This is a genomic window from Pseudomonas sp. NPDC089752 (assembly GCF_044748725.1).
Classification (GTDB): Bacteria; Pseudomonadota; Gammaproteobacteria; order Pseudomonadales; family Pseudomonadaceae; genus Aquipseudomonas.
Genome location: NZ_JBIVGP010000023.1, coordinates 24,186 through 42,669, shown reverse-complemented (window position 1 = coordinate 42,669; position 18,484 = coordinate 24,186). Strand labels below are relative to the sequence as shown.

The following is an 18,484-nucleotide window of genomic DNA, read 5'->3' as shown; positions in this document are numbered from 1 at the left end:
TATCACGCAATCTGTGGTGGATATAACTGCTGGCTATAAGTTGGTCGCTATGTGAGCTGCAATTCTGTGGGAGCGGGCTTGCCCCGCGAAGAGGCCGAGACATGAACCGGCAAACGCATGCACAACCGCAACCCGCGTTTGCCGTTCTCTGCCCAAAGCGTTCCGCCCTGACGCTGGATCGCACTGCGGGCGATGCTCAACCCCAAGCCAAAGCCACCATCACCGGGCCGCGAGCCATCGAGCCGGGAGAACGGTGCAAAGATCCGCTCCAGGTCTTCTTCGTCCACACCACCTCCGTCATCCTCCAGCCACAAATGCCAATACCCACCTTCGCGCTGCCCTCCCAGCCTGACCAGGCCGTTTTCCGGCGAATGACGAATGGCATTGCGCAGCATATTCTCCAGTGCCTGGGCCAGGTGATTGAGATTGCCCTGCACCCAACAATCGCCAGGCACCTCGCAAATCAAACGTTCGACACCCCAGCCACTCTCGTAACTGGCGTTTTCGATCAGCAGGTCCCACAGCGCCTGCACCTGGATCGGTTCGAGGTTCATCGGCGCGCGTTCGGCATCCTGCCAGGCAAGCTGCAAAGTATCCTCGACCAACTGCTGCATGCAGTCCACTTCGCGGCCCAAGCGCTCGCGCAGGCGTTGCAGGTCAGTTTCACCGTCACAGGCCACCCGCAGGCGGCTGAGCGGGGTGCGCATTTCGTGGGAAAGATCGCGCAGCAACTGTTGCTGCAGGGCCACCGTGCCCTGCAGCCGCTCGGCCATCTGGTCGAAGGCCCGGGCCAGCTCGCCGAGCTCGTCATGCCGGGCGATGGTGCGTGAATCCAGGCGCGCCGAAAGCTGGTCGGCGCGCCAGGCATTGGCCTGTTCGCGCAGTTGGTTGAGCGGCACGATCAGCATGCGATACAAGCCAACGCACAGCAGCAAGGTGAACAGGCCAGGGATGATGCCGTTGGTGACCACCCGCCATAGCAAACGGTAATGGCCGGGGTTGAAGCGCTGCGGCAACTGCATGACCAACATGCCCTGCTCCGGCGCCCCCGGGAAAGGTATGCGCAACCAGGGCTGGTCGATGCTGCGCCGGCTCATGGGCCAGTCGACGCCGCGCAGACGGGTGAGCCGCTGCATGATCTCGGGGCCGAGGGTGGCACTGTCGAGCGGGCGCAGGCTGCTGTCGAGCACGCCCACCCAGCCATGCTCACGCTGGTGCATGGCCGTGACCCAGCGGTCCAGCCCTTCCCGCCCACCCGTGCGCCAAGCCTGTTCGGCCTCGCTGGCGTAACTGCGCAGCACCTGACGGGCTGGCTCGTCGAGAAAGGCGTTCTGGGTTTCCACGTGGCGGCCCCAGGTGTAGCTGAGGCCGATCATCAGCAGGCAGAAGCCAACCAGCAAAATCGACAGCTTCCAGAACAACGAATGACGGTCGAGCATGGCTTACTCCAGCTCGCCGGCGCTGAGCACGTAGCCTTTGCCCCACACGGTGCGGATTTGCCGCTCGAGATAGTCGATGCCCTTGAGCTTGCGACGGATCTGGCTGACGTGCATGTCCAGGCTGCGGTCATGGCGTGAATAACCCCGCTGGAGCACCTGCTGATAAAGGAAGGGCTTGCTCAGCACCTCGTCGAGGTTGCGGTTGAGAAGGTCGAACAGGCGGTATTCGCTGGGGGTCAGACCGGCCAGGCGGCCATCGAGGCTGACATCGCACAGTGCCTCGTCGAAACGCAGCTCGCCGCTGGCGGCCTCCACCGGCGGCTGATGGCGACGTTCGAGAGCGACACGGCGCAGAATCGCCTCGATGCGCACCTGCAACTCGACCATGCTGAAGGGCTTGGGCAGGTAGTCGTCGGCACCACGCTGAAAGCCGCTGATACGATCGGCCTCGGCGCCCAGCGCCGACATCAGGATCACCGGCGTTGCGCTGCGATGACGCAGCTGGGCCAGGGCATCCAGGCCGTTCAGACCCGGCAGCAGAATGTCCATCAGCACCACGTCGAAGGCGTGCCGGCCAGCCGCTTCGAGGCCTTCCAGGCCGTTGCGGCACCAGGTCACCTGAAAGCCACCGCGCTGCAGTTCTTCATGCAGGTAAGCGCCCAGCACCGGATCGTCCTCGATGGCGAGGATACGGGATGTGTGAATAGCTACGGGATTCATTGGCAACTGCCATGCATTCTCAATTGCGCAATTATTGAGCATGCACACTATTCAGGCAACCGCGCTGCGACCAATGCCCCACAGCGCTGGCGAAAAGCGCTATAAAAGGGTGCATTGGGCAGACAGGCGGAGTAACTTCGCGCTTTGGTCCGTCGCCCAGGTGACGGCGTCCAGGCACATCACAGGAGGCGAGTGTGCTCGATCGTTTGGGAATCAGAAGCCGGGTACTGCTGCTGGCGCTGTTGCCTGCCAGCCTGATGGCTCTGGTGCTGGGCAGCTATTTCACCTGGCTGCAGCAAGACCAGTTGCGCACGCAACTGCTGCAACGCGGCAAGATGATCGCCGAGCAACTGGCACCTCTGGCCGCGCCTGCCCTGGCGCGCAACGCACCGGCCCAGCTGGAACGCATTGCCGCGCAAACCCTGGAGCAGGCCGATGTGCGGGCCGTGGCGTTCCTCGCGCCGGACCGCAGCCGGGTGGCCCACGCCGGCCCCAGCATGATCAACCAGGCGCCCAGTGGCGGCACTGGCACTCAACTGCTGCAGCGCACGGGCAACGACGCCACCCGCTACCTGATGCCGGTGTTCGGCCACCACCGCGACCTGGCCACCGATGCCGTGCCGGCCGAAGCCGAGCGCCTGCTGGGCTGGGTCGAGATCGAACTGTCCCACGACGGCACCCTGCTGCGCGGCTACCGCAACCTGTTCACCACCGTGCTGTTGATCCTCGGCTGCCTGGTGCTCAGCGCCCTGCTGGCGATGCGCATGAGCCGCACCATCAACGACCCCATCGCGCGTATCAAGCATGCGGTCAATCAGCTCAAGGACGGCCACCTCGAAGAACGCCTGCCGGCCATGGGCAGCCATGAACTGGACGAGCTGGCCCGCGGCATCAACCGCATGGCCGAAACCCTGCACAGCGCCCATGAAGAGCTGCAGCACAGCATCGACCAGGCCACCGAGGACGTGCGGCAAAACCTGGAAACCATCGAGATCCAGAACATCGAACTGGACATGGCGCGCAAGGAAGCCCTGGAGGCCAGCCGCATCAAGTCCGAGTTCCTGGCCAACATGAGCCACGAAATCCGTACCCCACTCAACGGCATCCTCGGTTTTACCCACCTGCTGCAGAAAAGCGAGCTGACGCCGCGCCAGCTGGACTACCTGAACACCATCGAGAAGTCCGCCGACAACTTGCTGGGGATCATCAACGAGATTCTCGACTTCTCCAAGATCGAGGCCGGCAAGCTGGTGCTCGACAGCATTCCGTTCAACTTGCGCGACCTGGTCCAGGACACCCTGACCATCCTCGCCCCCGCCGCCCACGCCAAGCAGCTCGAACTGCTCAGCCTGATCTACCGCGACACCCCGTCGTCGCTGATCGGCGACCCGCTGCGGCTCAAGCAGATTCTCACCAACCTGGTGAGCAACGCCATCAAGTTCACCCGCGAAGGCACCATCGTCGTGCGCGCGATGCTGGAAGACGAACAGGAAGATACCGCGCAGCTGCGCATCAGCGTGCAGGACACCGGCATCGGCCTGTCGCCCCAGGATGTGCGCACGCTGTTCCAGGCCTTCAGCCAGGCCGACAACTCTTTGGCCCGCCAGCCGGGCGGCACCGGCCTGGGCCTGGTGATCTCCAAGCGCCTGATCGAACAGATGGGCGGGGAGATCGGCGTCGACAGCACCCCGGGTGAAGGCTCGCAGTTCTGGATCAGCCTGAGCCTGCCCAAGGCCCATGACGATATCGAACCACCGCCACCTCAGCCGCTGCTGGGCCGGCGGGCAGCCATCGTCGACAGCCACGAACTGGCCCGCCAGGCCCTTGAGCACCAGCTTGAGGATTGCGGCCTGAGCGTCAGCCTGTTCGCCTCCTATGAGCAGCTGCTGCAGGGTGTGCAGGCCGGATGCCAGGCCGGCATGCCATTCGAGTTCGCCGTGCTCGGCGCCAACCTGGGCAACCTCTCGCCCGAGCAGCTTGGCCAATATCATCAACAACTGGAGCGCTACCACTGCCAATGCGTGGTGCTGTGCCCGACCACCGAGCAGGCGCTGTACCACCCTTACCTGCCCAATGGCCACGGCCAACTGCTGTCCAAACCCACCTGCACGCGCAAACTGCGTCGGTTGTTGCTTGAGCTGCTGCAACCGCGCCGCCCGCTGGGCGAACCGGCACCGGGCAAGCGCGGCCAGCGCCAGCCGAAAGTACTCTGCGTCGACGACAATGCCGCCAATCTGCTGCTGGTGCAGACCCTGCTGGAAGACCTCGGCGCCCAAGTGCTGGCAGTCGACAACGGCTACGCCGCAGTGCAGGCGGTGCAGAGTGAACCCTTCGACCTGGTGCTGATGGACGTGCAGATGCCGGGCATGGACGGCCGCGCCTGTACCGAGCAGATCCGCCTGTGGGAAAACACCCAGAGCGGCAGCCCGCTGCCGATCGTCGCCCTTACCGCCCACGCCATGGCCAACGAGAAACGCGCCCTGCTGCACAGCGGCATGGACGACTACCTGACCAAGCCGATCAGCGAGCGCCAGCTGGCCCAGGTGGTCATGAAGTGGACCGGCCTGAGCCTGGGTGGCGGGCCGCTGGAGCCGATGCTGGAGCAGCAGGCCGAAGGCCAGGACTTGCCCGTGCTCGACCCTGACGAAGGCTTGCGCCTGGCCGCAGGCAAGCCGGACCTGGCGGCCGATATGCTGGCGATGCTGCTGGCATCGCTACAGAGCGACCGCGAGGCGATTTTTGCAGCACGGGAAGCGGGTGACCGCTCGACGCTGATCGAGCAAGTGCATCGGTTGAACGGTGCTTCGCGCTATTGCGGCGTGCCGCAATTACGCGCGGCCTGCCAGCGCAGTGAGACGTTGCTCAAGCAGGATCACCCACAGGCGCAACAAGCGCTGGATGAGCTGGACGGGGCGATCGGGCGGTTGGCGGAGCAGGCCCGGCTCAGCGCTTGACCTTGAGGGCCCCTTCGCGGGGCAAGCCCGCTCCCACAGGTTCCACTGTTTTCTGTGGGAGCGGGCTTGCCCCGCGAAGAGGCCGGTGCAGATCAACACCCAGTTCCTTCCAGGTGGCTAAAATCCTGCAACCCACGCAAAGGAAGCCCGACCATGCGCGCACTGTTGTTCAGCAGCCAGCACTACGACCAGGAAAGCTTCACCCGTGCCACCCAAGCCGGCGCCCTGGAGCTGCACTTCCAGTCCGCCCGCCTGACCCTCGACACCGCCGCCCTCGCCCAGGGCTTCGAGGTGGTGTGCGCCTTCATCAATGATGAACTCGACGCCCAGGTCCTGCAGCGCCTGGCCAGCGGCGGCACGCGCCTGATCGCCCTGCGCTCGGCCGGCTACAACCATGTCGACCTGGCCGCCGCAGCGCGTCTGGGCCTGGCGGTCGTGCGCGTGCCGGCCTATTCGCCGCACGCCGTGGCCGAGCATGCCGTGGCGCTGATCCTCGCCCTCAACCGACGCCTGCACCGCGCCTACAACCGCACCCGCGAAGGTGACTTCACCCTGCATGGCCTGACGGGCTTCGACCTGCATGGCAAGACCGTCGGCGTGGTCGGCACCGGCCAGATCGGCGTGGCCTTCGCCCGGATCATGGCCGGTTTCGGCTGCCAGTTGCTGGCCTACGACCCCTACCCCAACCCTGAAATGCTGGCTTTGGGCGCACGTTACCTGGAACTGCCCGCACTGCTGCGCGAAGCACGGATCATCAGCCTGCACTGCCCGCTGACCGAACACACCAAGCACCTGATCAATGCGCAGAGCCTGGCCCAGTTGCAGCCCGGCGCCATGCTCATCAACACCGGCCGTGGCGCGCTGGTCGATACTCCGGCACTGATCGACGCATTGAAAAGTGGCCAGCTCGGCTACCTGGGCCTGGATGTGTATGAAGAAGAAGCGCAGCTGTTTTTCGAAGACCGCTCGGACCTGCCGCTGCAAGACGATGTACTGGCGCGCCTGCTGACCTTCCCCAATGTGATCGTCACCGCGCATCAGGCCTTCCTCACCCGCGAGGCGCTGGACGCCATTGCCGCTACCACGCTGGACAACATCATCCGCTGGGCGGCGGGGAATCCGCAGAATCTGGTCACGGGTTGATGCTAGGATACGCGGCATTTCTGGAGGACCCATGGTCGAGCACGATTTCCGCTACACCCTTTTCAACCCGCAACACACCCTGATCGAATGCCGCGCCCTGGTACCGGGTCGTTACCAGGTGACCGGCAATGGTGGTTCGATGCACAAAGGCGACACCTTGCTCGTGACCCTCAAGGGCAGCAAGGACCTGGCCATGCGCCTGACCGTGGAAAGCGTGCGCCACCTGATCAACCCGCGCGGCCAGTGGGTCGCCGTGGCCAGTGGCCCGGTGTTCAACGAGCTGGAAATCCTCAACTGGCAGGCCGAATGCGACAGCTGCGACGCGGTGCTCGACTTCGAGTTCGCCGTGGACGCCAAGCTGGGCAAGAAAGCCCGCCAGCCGGCCGCCACCGCGCGCATCGCCGAGCTGGGCTGGGCCAGCCGTGGCGACAAGCACCTGTGCCCGAAATGCCAGGAGAGCGCCGCGTGAAGAAATTGCTGACCGGCGTGCTGATTGCCACCGGCCTGCTGGGCTGCGCCGCCGAACCGTCAAAGCTGCAGCAAGAGCGCAGCTATGTGCTGGAATGGATCGGTGAACGCCCGCTGATCGACTACAGCCACCTGACCCTGACCCTGGCCAGCGATGGCCGTGCCTATGGCAATGCCGGCTGTAACCACTGGTTTGCGCCGTATACGCTGGAGGGTGAGCACTTGAGCTTCGGCAAAGTCGGCAAGACCCGCAAGCTGTGTGCGCCGGCCTTGATGGAGCAGGAAAAGCGCTTCTTGCAGGCGCTGGAAACGGTGCAACGTTGGGATGTGTCGCCCGTGGAGCAGATGCGCTTCTGGCCGGCTGAAGGCAAGCCGCTGCGCTTTTGACCTGAGGAAGGCTGACTGCAAACCCGTGGGAGCGGCTTTAGCCGCGAAGCAAGCGAAGCGGTGCCGGGCACCGGCTTCGCCGGTGTTCGCGGCTGAAGCCGCTCCTACAGGTTTTTCGGGTCAGGCGCCCTTGAGCGCCTTGATCTTGGCCTGCAGCCCTTCCAGGGTCTGCTCACCCATCAGCTGCTCACGCACCTTGCCCTTGTCATCGATGATGTAGGTCACCGGCAGTGCCTCGCTGCGTGGCAGGTCGTAACGCTCGGCCGGGTCCTGGGCCAGCACGGTGAAGCCGATGCCCAGGGTATCGGCAGCCTGTTTCAGCTCCGGCCCCTGCAAGCCATCGAAGTTCACCCCCACCACCTTGATGCCGTCGGCCGCCCACTGCTTGGCCGCCGTGTTCAGTTCCGGTACTTCGGTACGGCACGGGCCACACCATTCTGCCCAGTAATTGAGCACCAGCCAGTGCCCATCGATCTGTTCGGCCTTAACCGTGTTGCCATGTTGGTCCACGCCGTAGTCGGCACCGCAGCCACCGAGCAACAGGCTCGCGGTGATGGCCAGTACTGCTGCCAAACGCCTTGCCATGGGTCAATCCTTATCAAGTTTTCAAGCAAAGGGGTCAGTCGCTACGGTTAGAATAGCCGCCACACCCAGCTGGATGCGACCCGACATGACTGACCTGACGCTCTATCATAACCCGCGCTGCTCGAAATCCCGCGGCGCGCTGGAACTGCTCGAAGCACGCGGCCTGGCGCCGACCATCGTGCGCTACCTGGAAACCCCGCCAGACGCCGCGACGCTCAAGGCCCTGCTCGGCAAGCTGGGCATCGCCCCGCGCCAGCTGCTGCGCACCGGCGAAGACGAATACAAGGCACTCGAATTGGCCAACCCGGCCCTGACCGACGCGCAACTGATCGACGCCATGGCGCAAAACCCCAAGCTGATCGAACGCCCGATCCTGGTGGCCGGTGACAAGGCGGTGATCGGCCGACCTCCGGAGAAGGTGCTGGAGATCCTGCCGTGACCGCCCCGTACATCCTGGTGCTGTATTACAGCCGCCACGGTTCGACCAGCGAAATGGCCCGGCACATCGCCCGCGGCATCGAGCTGGCCGGCATGGAAGCACGCCTGCGCACGGTGCCGGCGATCTCCACCGAATGCGAAGCCGTGGCCCCGGACATCCCGGCCAGCGGCGCGCTGTACGCCACCCTCGACGACCTGCGCCACTGCGCCGGCCTGGTACTGGGCAGCCCGACCCGTTTCGGCAACATGGCCGCGCCGCTCAAGTACTTCCTCGACGGCACCAGCAGCCTGTGGCTGGGCGGTGAGCTGGTGGGCAAGCCCGCAGGCGTGTTCACCTCCACCGCCAGCCTGCATGGCGGCCAGGAGACCACCCTGCTGTCGATGATGCTGCCATTGATGCACCACGGCATGCTGGTGATGGGCCTGCCGTACAGTGAATCGGCGCTGCTCGAAACCCGCGGCGGCGGCACCCCTTATGGCGCCAGCCACCATGCCGGTGCCGACGGCAAGCGTGAGCTGGACCCGCACGAGATCACCCTGTGCCGTGCCCTTGGCCAACGCCTGGCGACCACTGCCAAGGCCCTGGAGGCCGCGCGTGGCTAAGCAGCCCAAGGTGTTGCCAGCACTGGAATGGCTGGCACCGCGCCTGCGCCTGACGCGGGCGTTGAGCCTGGCGTTTTATTTCGGCCTGATTGCCTTGCTGGCGGTGAACAACCTGTGGTTCGCCAACCTGCACGGGGCACGGGTCGGGGTGATCCTGGCGATCGAACTGGTGCCGCTGCTGTTGCTGCTGCCGGGCATGTTGCTGGGCAGCGCCCGGGCGCATGCCTGGATCTGCTTCGTGGTGAATATCTATTTCATCAAGGGGGTGCTGGCCGCGTTCGATCCGGCACGGGCGGTGTTTGGCTGGGTCGAGCTGCTGGTGAGCCTGGGGTTGTTTGTCAGTGCGCTGCTGTTCGTGCGCTGGAAGTTTCAGCATGAGCGGCGCATGGCGGGTGAAGGGAGTTGAACCCTTCGCGGGGCAAGCCCGCTCCCACAGGGTCAGCGCATGACCTGTGGGAGCAAGTGTCTTCCACAAAACTTAGAAAGCTGCGCGATCCCTGTGGGAGCGGGCTTGCCCCGCGAATGGGACAACGCCAATTTCAATGATTGACGGTATGCGCCAGCATCACCGACAGCTGGCACAGCGGCCGGCCGCTCTCGGCGTGCCACTGGTTGAACGCCTGCTGCACCAACGCCAGGTCGCGCTGGCTGGTCGGCTGCTTGTCGATCACTTTCTGCGCGATCAGCGCGGCGGCCATGTCATCGGTGGGGATGAAGGTGTCCTTGCCGACCATGCGCAAAAAGCGCGGCGCCGACAGCCCGCCCAACTGGTTGCCATGCTTGGCCAGGTACTTCCACAGCCCGACGATATCGGTTACCGGCCAGTCGGCGATGAACGCGCCGAAACTGCCCTTTTCCCTGGTCACATCAAGGATCATCTGCGCATTGCGCGGCACGCTCTTGAGTTTGCCCAAGTGGCGGATGATGCGCTCATCCTGCATCAGCCGCTCAATGTGCTCGCCCCCCATCAGCACCACCTTCTCCGGGTCGAAGCCGAAGAACACCTGCTCGAACGCCGGCCACTTGGCATCCACCAGGCTGTGCTTGAGCCCGGCGCGGAACACGCGCAGGGCCAGGGTCGACAGGTAGCGGTCGTCAGTGATGTCGCGCAACTGCGCCGGCGTGCGCGGCTGCGGCAGGAAGGCCTCCAGCGCCTGGGCCGAGCCGAAGCGGTTCAGGCAATATTCATGCAGCCACTGATAATCGCGCATGGGCTCAGATGTTCACCACGTCGAGGAAGCGCGGCGTGGCGCTTTCGTCGATCTTCAGGCTGGTGAAGTCGAACAGGTTGCGGTCGGCCAGCTGCGACGGGGCAACGTTCTGCATTGCGCGGAAGATGCTTTCGGTACGGCCCGGGTGCTTGCGCTCCCACTCCACCAGCATGTCCTTGACCACCTGGCGCTGCAGGTTTTCCTGCGAACCGCAGAGGTTGCACGGGATGATCGGGAATTCCTTCATGTCCGAGTAGGCCTGGATGTCCTTCTCGCTGCAGTAGGCCAGCGGGCGGATCACCACGTTGCGGCCGTCATCGGCGCGCAGCTTCGGCGGCATGCCCTTGAGCGCGCCGTTGAAGAACATGTTGAGGAAGAACGTCTCGACGATGTCGTCGCGGTGATGCCCCAGGGCCATCTTGGTCGCGCCGATTTCATCGGCGAAGGTGTACAGGGTGCCACGGCGCAGGCGCGAGCACAGCGAGCAGGTGGTCTTGCCCTCGGGGACCAGTTCCTTGACCACCGAGTAAGTGTCCTTCTCGACGATGTGGTACTCGACGCCCAGCTCCTTGAGGTAGGCCGGCAGCACATGCTCGGGGAAACCCGGCTGCTTCTGGTCCATGTTCACGGCGACGATCTCGAACTTGATCGGTGCCACCTTCTGCAGGTGCAACAGAACGTCGAGCATGGTGTAGCTGTCCTTGCCGCCGGACAGGCAGACCATGACCTTGTCGCCATCCTCGATCATGTTGTAGTCGGTGATGGCTTCGCCAGCGAGGCGACGCAGGCGTTTTTGCAGTTTGTTCTGGTTGACCGAGAGGGTGCCCATAGCGCTTGGATCCGCGAGGTGTGACAAAAGGCGGCTATTTTACGCACAAACCTGGCGCAGCTGTAGGGATTCCGATAAAGACTTCAAGGGAATCAGCAGTCGGGCCGACAGTGCAATTTGCTCTAAAAAGCAGGGTTTGTGCCGGTAACCGCTTCCTATACTGCGACATAAGGCCACTTTACCGCTTTGCTTCGGTGCCCTGGCCTCGGGCCGCTTGCGCTCCATCTGGGGGGCGGTTGGCAACATTGAGAGGAGTGACCGGCATGATTCATCACGTTGTGGGGCTGTTTACCCATCCCGACCAGGAATGGCGGGAAATTCGTGGGGAAGAAGAAAGCATCAGCCACATGTACCTGACGCACACGCTGATCCTGGCGGCAATTCCCGCCATTTCGGCATTCATCGGCACCACCCAGGTCGGCTGGGTAATCGGAGGCCGCCCGGCGGTCATGCTGACCATGGAAAGCGCGATATGGATGAGCATCATGTCCTACCTGGCGATGCTTGCCGGGGTGGCGGTGATGGGCGCGTTCATTCACTGGATGGCCCGCACCTACGACGCCAACCCGTCCATGGCGCAGTGCATCGCTTTTGCCACCTACACCGCCACCCCGCTGTTCCTCGGCGGCCTGGCCGCCCTTTATCCGCACCTGTGGCTGGGCATGCTGGTGGGCACCGCAGCGATTTGCTACACCGTGTACCTGCTCTATGTCGGCTTGCCGACGTTCATGAACATACCGTCCGATGAAGGCTTCCTGTTCTCCAGCTCGGTGCTGGCGGTGGGCCTGGTGGTACTGGTAGCGATCATGGCTGCAACCGTGATCATCTGGGGACTGGGCGTGGGGCCCGTCTACACCAACTAGCATTCGAAAACACATAACCGACACTGGGGCATCAAACCAGAGGCCGCCGCAAGGCGGCTTCTGGCTGTGTGCTGACCGGTGGCTCGGCAGCCTGCCGATGCTTGCGGCATAATGCCCGGCCAGGAGAGTTAACCCGTTATGCCCGAGCTGCTCAAACAACGCGTCGAAACCTGTTACCAGCAAGCCGAAAGCTTTTTCAAACGCCCCTTCCCGCGCCCGGAAGTCAGCTTCAAGCTGCGCGGCCAGAAGGCTGGCGTCGCCCACCTTCATGAAAACCTGCTGCGCTTCAACCTGCAGCTGTACCGCGAGAACCAGGATGACTTTCTGCGCCAGACGGTAGCGCACGAGGTTGCGCATCTGGTGGCCCATCAACTGTTCGGCGACCGCATCCAGGCCCATGGCGAGGAATGGCAGCTGATCATGCGCGGGGTGTATGAACTACCGCCGAATCGTTGCCACAACTATGAAGTGCGCCGGCGGGTGGTGACGCGCTACATCTACCGATGCCCGTGTCCGCAGAGTGATTTTCCGTTTACGGCGCAGCGGCACAAGCTGGTGCATCAGGGGCGGCGGTACCTGTGTCGGCGGTGTCGGGAGATTCTGGTGTACAGCGGTGAGACTCGGGTTGAATGATCGGGCCCCATCGCGGATGAATCCGCTCCTACGGACGGTGTAGGAGCGGATTCATCCGCGATAGGGCCGGCACTGATACAAAAAAGGCGACCCGAGGGTCGCCTTTCTCATGCCTGCGTCACACTCAACGAGCCGGACCTTCCGCGACACCCAGGTCGTCGGTCGGACCGGTGTCAGCCAGCGGCGCACCGCCGGAAGCCAGTTCCGAAGCCAGCTTGTCGTCGTCCATCTCCTTGACCCACTTGGCCACGACCACGGTAGCCACAGCGTTGCCAATCAGGTTGGTCAAAGCGCGGGCTTCGGACATGAAGCGGTCGATACCAAGGATCAGCGCCAGGCCGGCAACCGGCAGGTGGCCCACAGCGGACAGGGTCGCCGCCAGCACGATGAAGCCCGAACCGGTAACGCCGGCAGCACCTTTGGAGGCCACCAGCAGCACCAGCAGCAGGGTGATCTGGTGAGTGATGTCCATGGTGGTGTCGGTGGCCTGGGCGATGAACACCGCAGCCATGGTCAGGTAGATCGAGGTACCGTCCAGGTTGAACGAGTAACCGGTCGGGATCACCAGACCAACCACCGACTTCTTCGCACCCAGGCGCTCCATCTTGGCCAGCATGCGTGGCAGGGCCGACTCCGAGGACGAAGTGCCCAGCACGATCAGCAGTTCTTCACGGATGTAGCGGATCAGTTTCAGCACGCTGAAGCCGTGGGCGCGGCAGATACCGCCCAGCACCACCAGCACGAACAGCACGCAGGTGATGTAGAAGCAGGCCATCAGGTAGCCCAGCTGCACCAGCGAACCCACGCCGTACTGGCCGATGGTGAAGGCCATGGCGCCGAAGGCACCGACCGGCGCCAGCTTCATGATCATGTTGATGATGTTGAACATGACATGGGCGAAGCGGTCGATCAGGTCCAGCAGTGGCTTGCCGTAGCTGCCCAGGCGGTGCAAGGCGAAGCCGAAGATCACCGAGAACATCAGCACTTGCAGGATGTCGCCGTTGGCGAAGGCGCCGACCACGGTGTTGGGGATGATGTTGAGCAGGAAGCCGACGGTGGTCTGCTGCGCGCCGGCGGCGGCGTAGGCGGCCACGCTGCTGGCGTTCAGGGTGCTGACGTCGATGTGCATGCCAGCGCCTGGTTTGACCACGTTGACGACCACGAGGCCGATGATCAGGGCGATGGTGGAGACGATTTCAAAGTAAAGCAGTGCGTAGCCGCCGGTCTTGCCGACCGATTTCATGCTCTGCATGCCAGCGATGCCGCTGACCACGGTGCAGAAGATGATGGGCGCGATGACCATCTTGATCAGTTTGACGAAACCATCACCCAAGGGTTTGAGGGCAACGCCGGTTTCCGGATAGAAGTGGCCAAGCAGGATGCCGATGGTGATGGCAACGATCACCTGGACATACAGGGATTTGTACAGCGGCTGACGGGTCGTCATGGCTCATTTTCCTCAAGTGTGCCGGCTTCACCCTTCCCAGGGTGTCGGTGGCACCTGAATCGCTAACCCTCCTGCACCCGGAGGGATTTGTCGTTGTGTTCGAGCTGCCTGGGCAGGCCTCTGCCAACTCAGATAGCAAGGGCGATGCCAAAATGCCCATGAAGGGTGCAAAGGCTGTGTTTGCGCGGGATAAATGCCCAACGACAGGGCGAATGGCCTGAGGAATGATGGCGGGTTTCCGCCTGGTGGCGGATTTTGAACACGGCGGCTGGCGGAAATCCGCCCGCATCAAAGATCAGTAACCGGGAAAGGTGATCCGGAAAAACGCGCCGCCCAACGGCGAATCATCCAGGCTCAGCTGGGCGTCATAGCTGTCGATGATGTCCTTGACCACCGCCAGACCAATCCCTTGCCCAGGGTGCTGGCGGTCCAACCGCTCGCCGCGCTCGAGAATCCGCTCACGTTGATCGGCCGGCACACCCGGCCCGTCATCCTCGATACACATCGTCAGCTGCCCAGACGCCTCCAGCAGGCTGACCCGGACCTGCCCGAGGCACAACCGATAGGCGTTTTCCAGCAGGTTGCCCAGCAATTCCAGCAATGCGCCCTGCTCCATCGGTACCTGCGCCTGGGCTGGCACCTCCAGCTGCACGTCGACGCGCTTGTCGCGGTAGACCTTGGCCAGGGTGCTGCACAGGCTCTCCAACACCGGGCGCAATTGCACGCTGTGGCGCACCAGGCCGCTCTTGCGCAGGCTGGCGCGTTGCAACTGGTAGTCGATCTGCTGGCTCATGCGCTCGATCTGGCTTTGCAGCACGCGCGCCTGATCACGCTCGCTGGCGCGCTGCTGCATGCTCTCCCCCACGCCTTGAAGCACCGCCAGCGGTGTCTTCAGGCTGTGCGCCAGATCACCCAGCGAGTCGCGGTAGCGCTGGCGCTGCTCGCGCTCGCTGCGCAGCAGGCGGTTGAGCGAGCCGGTAAGGCGCAGCAGTTCACGAGGGTGCTCGTTGCTCAGGCCATCACGGGCGCCGGATTCCACTTCGTCCAGCTCGCGGCTCAACCGCCGCAACGACCGCAGGCCCCAGGTCAGGCCCGCCCAGAGCAAGGTCAGCAGGGCCAGCAAGGCCGCGCCGAAACCGAGGTAGAGTTTTTCGCGCAGGCCATCGAGGGTCTGTTTGTATTCCCGCACCGGCTGCAGGGCGACGATGCTGTAGGCAGCGCTCTGGCCGCCAAGCAGTTTGATCTCGACGTCGTAGACGAAGAATTCTTCACCATCATCCTGGTGCATGCGGGCGAATTCGTTGCCGCGCCCGTCATAACGCGGCTGATAGTTGATGTGCCGGTCGGCGGTGGCGCGCGAGCGCCAGACCAGCTTGCCGTCGCGGTCGAAGATGTAGCCGAGCAGGCCGGTATACGGCAGGTTGTAGCGTTCGTCCGGCAGCAGCGCGGGCATCTGCAATTGGCCGTGTTCGATGCGCGCCGCGGAAATCAGCGTGGTCACGTCCGAGGCCAGGCGCTGCTCGATCGATTCCTGCAGGGCCAGGCTAAAGGCCTTCTGCAAGGCCGGCAGCAGCGCCAGCATGAACAGCACTGCCAGCACTGCCGCCGCGAGCATCAGGCGCAGGCGCAGCGAACGGATCATCGGCAGCGCTCGGTGAACAGGTAGCCGAGGCCGCGTACCGTGTCGATCGGCTTGAAGCCGTGCTCGCCTTCGAGCTTGCGCCGCAAGCGGCCGACCAGCACCTCGATGACGTTGGGATCACGTTCTTCATCGCCAGGGTACAGCTGCTCCATCAGGCGCTCCTTGGCCACCACCTGCTGGTGATGGCGCATGAGGTATTCGAGGATGCGGTACTCATAGGCGGTCAGCGCCAGTGGCTGCTCGTCCAGGGTCGCCTGCTTGCGGTTGAGGTCCAGCAGCAGCGGGCCGGCGGCGATGGTCGACTGGGTGAAGCCGCTGGAGCGGCGCAGCAGGGCATTGAGGCGCGCTTCGAGTTCCTCGAACTGGAAAGGTTTGACCAGGTAATCATCGGCACCGGCAGCCAGGCCTTCGACCTTGTCCTGCCAGTTGCCGCGGGCGGTGAGGATGAGAATGGGGAAGCTCTTGGCCTGGCTGCGCAGGCGGCCGATCAGCTCCAGGCCGCTCATGCCGGGCAGGCCCAGGTCGATCACGGCCAGGTCGAAGTGGAATTGTTCGGCCTGGTACAGTGCCTCTTCGGCATCGGCCACGGCTTCGACCACATGGCCGCTTTCGCCCAGGCGTGTGTGGAGGTGGTGCCTTAGCAGGGCTTCGTCCTCGACCACCAGCAGTTTCATTGGGTTCTCCTAATTCTGTGTTGCCTGTGCCGGCCCTTTCGCGGGGCAAGCCCGCTCCTACAGATACCCCACAGTGCTTGAAGGCTGTGGAGTACCTGTGGGAGCGGGCTTGCCCCGCGAAGAGGCCGGCACAGATTAACCTGCCCGACTTTAGAACTTGTAGTTCGCCGACAGGTAAGTCTGAGCACTGCTGGTCAGGCGCAGGGTGCCGTCTTTCGGCCCACCGCTCTGCCCCACCTCGGTCGCGGCATTGCTGCGCAGGTAACGGTAGCCCAACTCGACCGAGGCCTTGTCGGTAATGTCCTGGATCACACCTGCCTGCAGGCCGTAGGCATAGCCATAGTCGGTATCGCGGCTGGCACCTGGCGAATCCTGGGTCAGTTTGGTCATGCCCAGGCTGCCGCCGCCGAACAGCTTGGTGGTATCGCCCACCGGCAGGAACAGGTCATAGCTGCCGAGCAGGTTTTCCTGGCGCAGCTTGAGGCCGCTGTGGTCGCCCGAGACATTGTCATAGGTCATGTAGTAGCGACCCTGGTCATTGATCTTGCCCAGGCGCACGCCCCAGGTATCGTCCTTGCCGATGATGCCGTCGGCGTTCAGGTTGTCGGTGTTGCGCTGCAGCAGGCCGGACTTGCGCACCTTGTCGCTGGTCTGGCCGTAAGTGAGACTGGCGAAGTTGTCGTCGGCCGCCTGGGCGGTGGTCATGCCAGCGGCGCAGACGGCCATGGCGGCAAGCAGGGTGTTGAAGGTTTTCATGGCAGGGTACTCCAGTTGAATGCGCTGTTTGCGTCTGGAAGCTAGAGTAAGCAGGACGCCCTGAACCGCGGCTGAACCCTGGCTGAACCCTGGCTGAACGAACCGTTGGCAAAACAAGGAGTAGTGAACATGCGTGGCCTGCTGGCTTTGACCCTGATGTGCAGCGCCGCTTTTGCCCAGGCGGCAGTAGTGACCCGTGAAATCCCTTACCAGGACGAAGGCGGTAAACGCCTGATCGGCTACTACGCCTACGACGATGCCATAAAGGGCAAACGCCCCGGCATCGTGGTCGTGCATGAATGGTGGGGGCTGAATGATTATGCCAAGCGCCGTGCACGGGACTTGGCAGCCCTGGGCTACAGCGCACTGGCCATCGACATGTACGGCGACGGCAAGCACACCGAACACCCGCAGGATGCCCAGGCGTTCATGGCCGAAGCGATGAAAGACCCTGCGGCTGCCGCCAGGCGCTTCGATGCTGGCCTGGACCTGCTGAAACTACAGCCCTATACCGACAAGAGCAGCCTGGGTGCCGTCGGTTACTGCTTCGGTGGCAAGGTCGTACTGGATGCCGCACGGCGCGGCGCAGACAGGCTCGATGCCGTTGTGAGCTTCCATGGCGCGCTGGCCACACAGAGCCCGGCCCAACCCGGCAAGGTAAAAGCGTATGTTCTGGTCGAGCACGGCGCGGCGGACAGCATGGTCACTGAAGCGCAAGTGAGCGCATTCAAGGCGGAGATGGATGCCGCCAAGGTCAACTACCAGTTCGTCAGCATTCCTGGCGCCAAGCATGGCTTCACCAACCCGGATGCCGACCGCCTGAGCCACGCTGGCCATGGTGGCCCGGACATTGGCTATAGCAAGACAGCCGATGAGAGTTCTTGGGCGGATATGCAGGCGTTCTTCAAGAAAGTATTCAAGTAAAGACGCCAGGGCCGCCTTGCGGCCCACTCCCAGATCGCCGCAGCGGCTGGCACAATACCCGCCATGAACAGACTGCCTTCCTGCTGTGACCCGCTTCAGCACCACTGGCCCCTGCCCCGCCCGTTGCCGGGCGCGGTACTGGTCAGCTGCGCCTTCGACCCCCGCCGGCTGGCGGCCGACGACTTCCAACGTGCCGGCATCGCCCCCACTGCCAGCCTGCAACGCTCGGTAGCCAAGCGCCAGGCCGAGTACCTGGCCGGCCGCGTCTGCGCCCGCGCCGCCCTGCAACGCCTGGATGGCCGCGACTACGTGCCCGGCTCCCATGAAGACCGCTCACCGATCTGGCCTACCGGTATCCATGGTTCCATCACCCACGGCAAGGGCTGGGCCGCTGCCGTGGTTGCCGCCGAAAGTAACTGTCGCGGGCTGGGCCTGGACCAGGAAACGCTGCTCGACGAGGAGCGCGCCGAACGCCTGATGGGCGAAATCCTCACCCCGCCGGAACTCGAACGCCTGGACCGCACTCAGCTGGCCCTGGCGGTCACCCTCACGTTCTCGCTCAAGGAAAGCCTGTTCAAGACCCTCTATCCGCTGACCCTCCAGCGCTTTTACTTCGAGCACGCCGAAGTGCTGCACTGGTCGGCCGATGGCCTGGCGCGCTTGCGCCTGCTGACCGACCTGTCGGCCGAATGGCGTCACGGCGTCGAGCTGCAAGGCCAGTTCTCTCTCCAGGATGGCCACTTGCTCAGCCTGGTCAGCGTTTAAGCG

20 protein-coding genes are annotated in these 18,484 nt (G+C 63.7%); 11 read left to right on the top strand and 9 right to left on the bottom strand.

Features of this window, described 5'->3' with window-relative positions; genetic code table 11:
• Positions 1-47: 47 nt before the first annotated feature.
• On the bottom strand, positions 48-1,439 hold the full coding sequence (locus tag ACIPZF_RS25050; protein ID WP_400804476.1) for a histidine kinase sensor domain-containing protein: 1,392 nt from the start codon (positions 1,437-1,439) through the stop codon (positions 48-50).
• Positions 1,440-1,442: 3 nt separating this feature from the next.
• Entirely contained in the window at positions 1,443-2,159 is a 717-nt protein-coding gene (locus ACIPZF_RS25045; protein WP_400804474.1) for a response regulator transcription factor, read from the bottom strand.
• A 194-nt stretch (positions 2,160-2,353) separates the two neighbouring features.
• Between ACIPZF_RS25045 and ACIPZF_RS25040 the strand changes: the two genes are divergently transcribed.
• The 4 genes from ACIPZF_RS25040 to ACIPZF_RS25025 all read left to right on the top strand — a co-directional run bounded on the left by ACIPZF_RS25040 (position 2,354) and on the right by ACIPZF_RS25025 (position 7,111).
• Entirely contained in the window at positions 2,354-5,113 is a 2,760-nt protein-coding gene (locus ACIPZF_RS25040; protein WP_400804471.1) for a response regulator, read from the top strand.
• A 153-nt stretch (positions 5,114-5,266) separates the two neighbouring features.
• A complete protein-coding gene (locus tag ACIPZF_RS25035; RefSeq protein WP_400804470.1) occupies positions 5,267-6,256 on the top strand; it encodes a 2-hydroxyacid dehydrogenase in 990 nt (329 codons plus the stop codon).
• A gap of 31 nt (positions 6,257-6,287) precedes the next feature.
• Entirely contained in the window at positions 6,288-6,725 is a 438-nt protein-coding gene (locus ACIPZF_RS25030; protein ID WP_400804468.1) for a hypothetical protein, read from the top strand.
• Positions 6,722-7,111 carry an META domain-containing protein gene (locus tag ACIPZF_RS25025; RefSeq protein ID WP_400804467.1) on the top strand — a complete coding sequence of 130 codons (390 nt, stop codon included), beginning with the start codon at positions 6,722-6,724 and terminating at the stop codon, positions 7,109-7,111. Before ACIPZF_RS25030 ends, ACIPZF_RS25025 begins: the two co-directional genes overlap by 4 nt.
• A gap of 120 nt (positions 7,112-7,231) precedes the next feature.
• On the opposite strand, the gene ACIPZF_RS25020 is transcribed toward ACIPZF_RS25025, so the two are convergent.
• Entirely contained in the window at positions 7,232-7,696 is a 465-nt protein-coding gene (locus tag ACIPZF_RS25020) for a TlpA disulfide reductase family protein (protein WP_400804465.1), read from the bottom strand.
• A gap of 85 nt (positions 7,697-7,781) precedes the next feature.
• Between ACIPZF_RS25020 and arsC the strand changes: the two genes are divergently transcribed.
• Genes arsC through ACIPZF_RS25005 form a run of 3 tightly spaced genes read left to right on the top strand, consistent with a single transcriptional unit; the run spans position 7,782 to position 9,143 of the window.
• Entirely contained in the window at positions 7,782-8,135 is a 354-nt protein-coding gene (gene arsC, locus ACIPZF_RS25015) for an arsenate reductase (glutaredoxin) (protein ID WP_400804464.1), read from the top strand.
• Positions 8,132-8,737 (top strand): NAD(P)H:quinone oxidoreductase, encoded by a 606-nt coding sequence (gene wrbA, locus ACIPZF_RS25010; protein WP_400804463.1) that lies wholly within the window; start codon positions 8,132-8,134, stop codon positions 8,735-8,737. The genes arsC and wrbA overlap by 4 nt, the downstream gene beginning before the upstream one ends.
• Positions 8,730-9,143: a DUF2069 domain-containing protein gene (locus tag ACIPZF_RS25005; RefSeq protein WP_400804462.1), complete on the top strand. Its 414-nt coding sequence runs from the start codon at positions 8,730-8,732 to the stop codon at positions 9,141-9,143. The genes wrbA and ACIPZF_RS25005 overlap by 8 nt, the downstream gene beginning before the upstream one ends.
• Before the next feature lie 133 nt (positions 9,144-9,276).
• On the opposite strand, the gene ACIPZF_RS25000 is transcribed toward ACIPZF_RS25005, so the two are convergent.
• Positions 9,277-9,948: a DNA-3-methyladenine glycosylase I gene (locus ACIPZF_RS25000; RefSeq protein WP_400804460.1), complete on the bottom strand. Its 672-nt coding sequence runs from the start codon at positions 9,946-9,948 to the stop codon at positions 9,277-9,279.
• A 4-nt stretch (positions 9,949-9,952) separates the two neighbouring features.
• Positions 9,953-10,777, bottom strand: a complete 825-nt coding sequence (ttcA, locus tag ACIPZF_RS24995; RefSeq protein ID WP_400804458.1) for a tRNA 2-thiocytidine(32) synthetase TtcA — start codon at positions 10,775-10,777, stop codon at positions 9,953-9,955.
• 263 nt (positions 10,778-11,040) lie between these two features.
• Between ttcA and ACIPZF_RS24990 the strand changes: the two genes are divergently transcribed.
• Both ACIPZF_RS24990 and ACIPZF_RS24985 read left to right on the top strand, forming a co-directional pair.
• Positions 11,041-11,640: a Yip1 family protein gene (locus ACIPZF_RS24990; RefSeq protein WP_027918066.1), complete on the top strand. Its 600-nt coding sequence runs from the start codon at positions 11,041-11,043 to the stop codon at positions 11,638-11,640.
• 138 nt (positions 11,641-11,778) lie between these two features.
• A complete protein-coding gene (locus ACIPZF_RS24985; protein ID WP_400804454.1) occupies positions 11,779-12,273 on the top strand; it encodes a SprT family zinc-dependent metalloprotease in 495 nt (164 codons plus the stop codon).
• A 124-nt stretch (positions 12,274-12,397) separates the two neighbouring features.
• Here the strand turns inward: ACIPZF_RS24985 and ACIPZF_RS24980 are convergent, their stop codons facing one another.
• From ACIPZF_RS24980 to ACIPZF_RS24965, 4 genes are all read right to left on the bottom strand, one after another.
• The gene (locus ACIPZF_RS24980; RefSeq protein ID WP_400804452.1) at positions 12,398-13,720 is read right to left on the bottom strand and encodes a dicarboxylate/amino acid:cation symporter; all 1,323 of its coding nucleotides are present in this window, start codon (positions 13,718-13,720) and stop codon (positions 12,398-12,400) included.
• Between the two features lie 295 nt (positions 13,721-14,015).
• A complete protein-coding gene (locus ACIPZF_RS24975) occupies positions 14,016-15,362 on the bottom strand; it encodes an ATP-binding protein (protein WP_400804450.1) in 1,347 nt (448 codons plus the stop codon).
• The gene (locus tag ACIPZF_RS24970) at positions 15,359-16,036 is read right to left on the bottom strand and encodes a response regulator (protein WP_400804447.1); all 678 of its coding nucleotides are present in this window, start codon (positions 16,034-16,036) and stop codon (positions 15,359-15,361) included. The genes ACIPZF_RS24975 and ACIPZF_RS24970 overlap by 4 nt, the downstream gene beginning before the upstream one ends.
• Positions 16,037-16,186: 150 nt before the next feature.
• Positions 16,187-16,792, bottom strand: coding sequence for an outer membrane protein (locus ACIPZF_RS24965; RefSeq protein WP_400804446.1), 606 nt, complete (start codon positions 16,790-16,792; stop codon positions 16,187-16,189).
• A 129-nt stretch (positions 16,793-16,921) separates the two neighbouring features.
• Here ACIPZF_RS24965 and ACIPZF_RS24960 point away from each other — a divergent pair, with 129 nt between their 5' ends.
• The gene (locus ACIPZF_RS24960; RefSeq protein ID WP_400804444.1) at positions 16,922-17,716 is read left to right on the top strand and encodes a dienelactone hydrolase family protein; all 795 of its coding nucleotides are present in this window, start codon (positions 16,922-16,924) and stop codon (positions 17,714-17,716) included.
• A gap of 63 nt (positions 17,717-17,779) precedes the next feature.
• The gene (locus tag ACIPZF_RS24955; RefSeq protein WP_400804443.1) at positions 17,780-18,481 is read left to right on the top strand and encodes a 4'-phosphopantetheinyl transferase; all 702 of its coding nucleotides are present in this window, start codon (positions 17,780-17,782) and stop codon (positions 18,479-18,481) included.
• Positions 18,482-18,484: the final 3 nt, after the last annotated feature.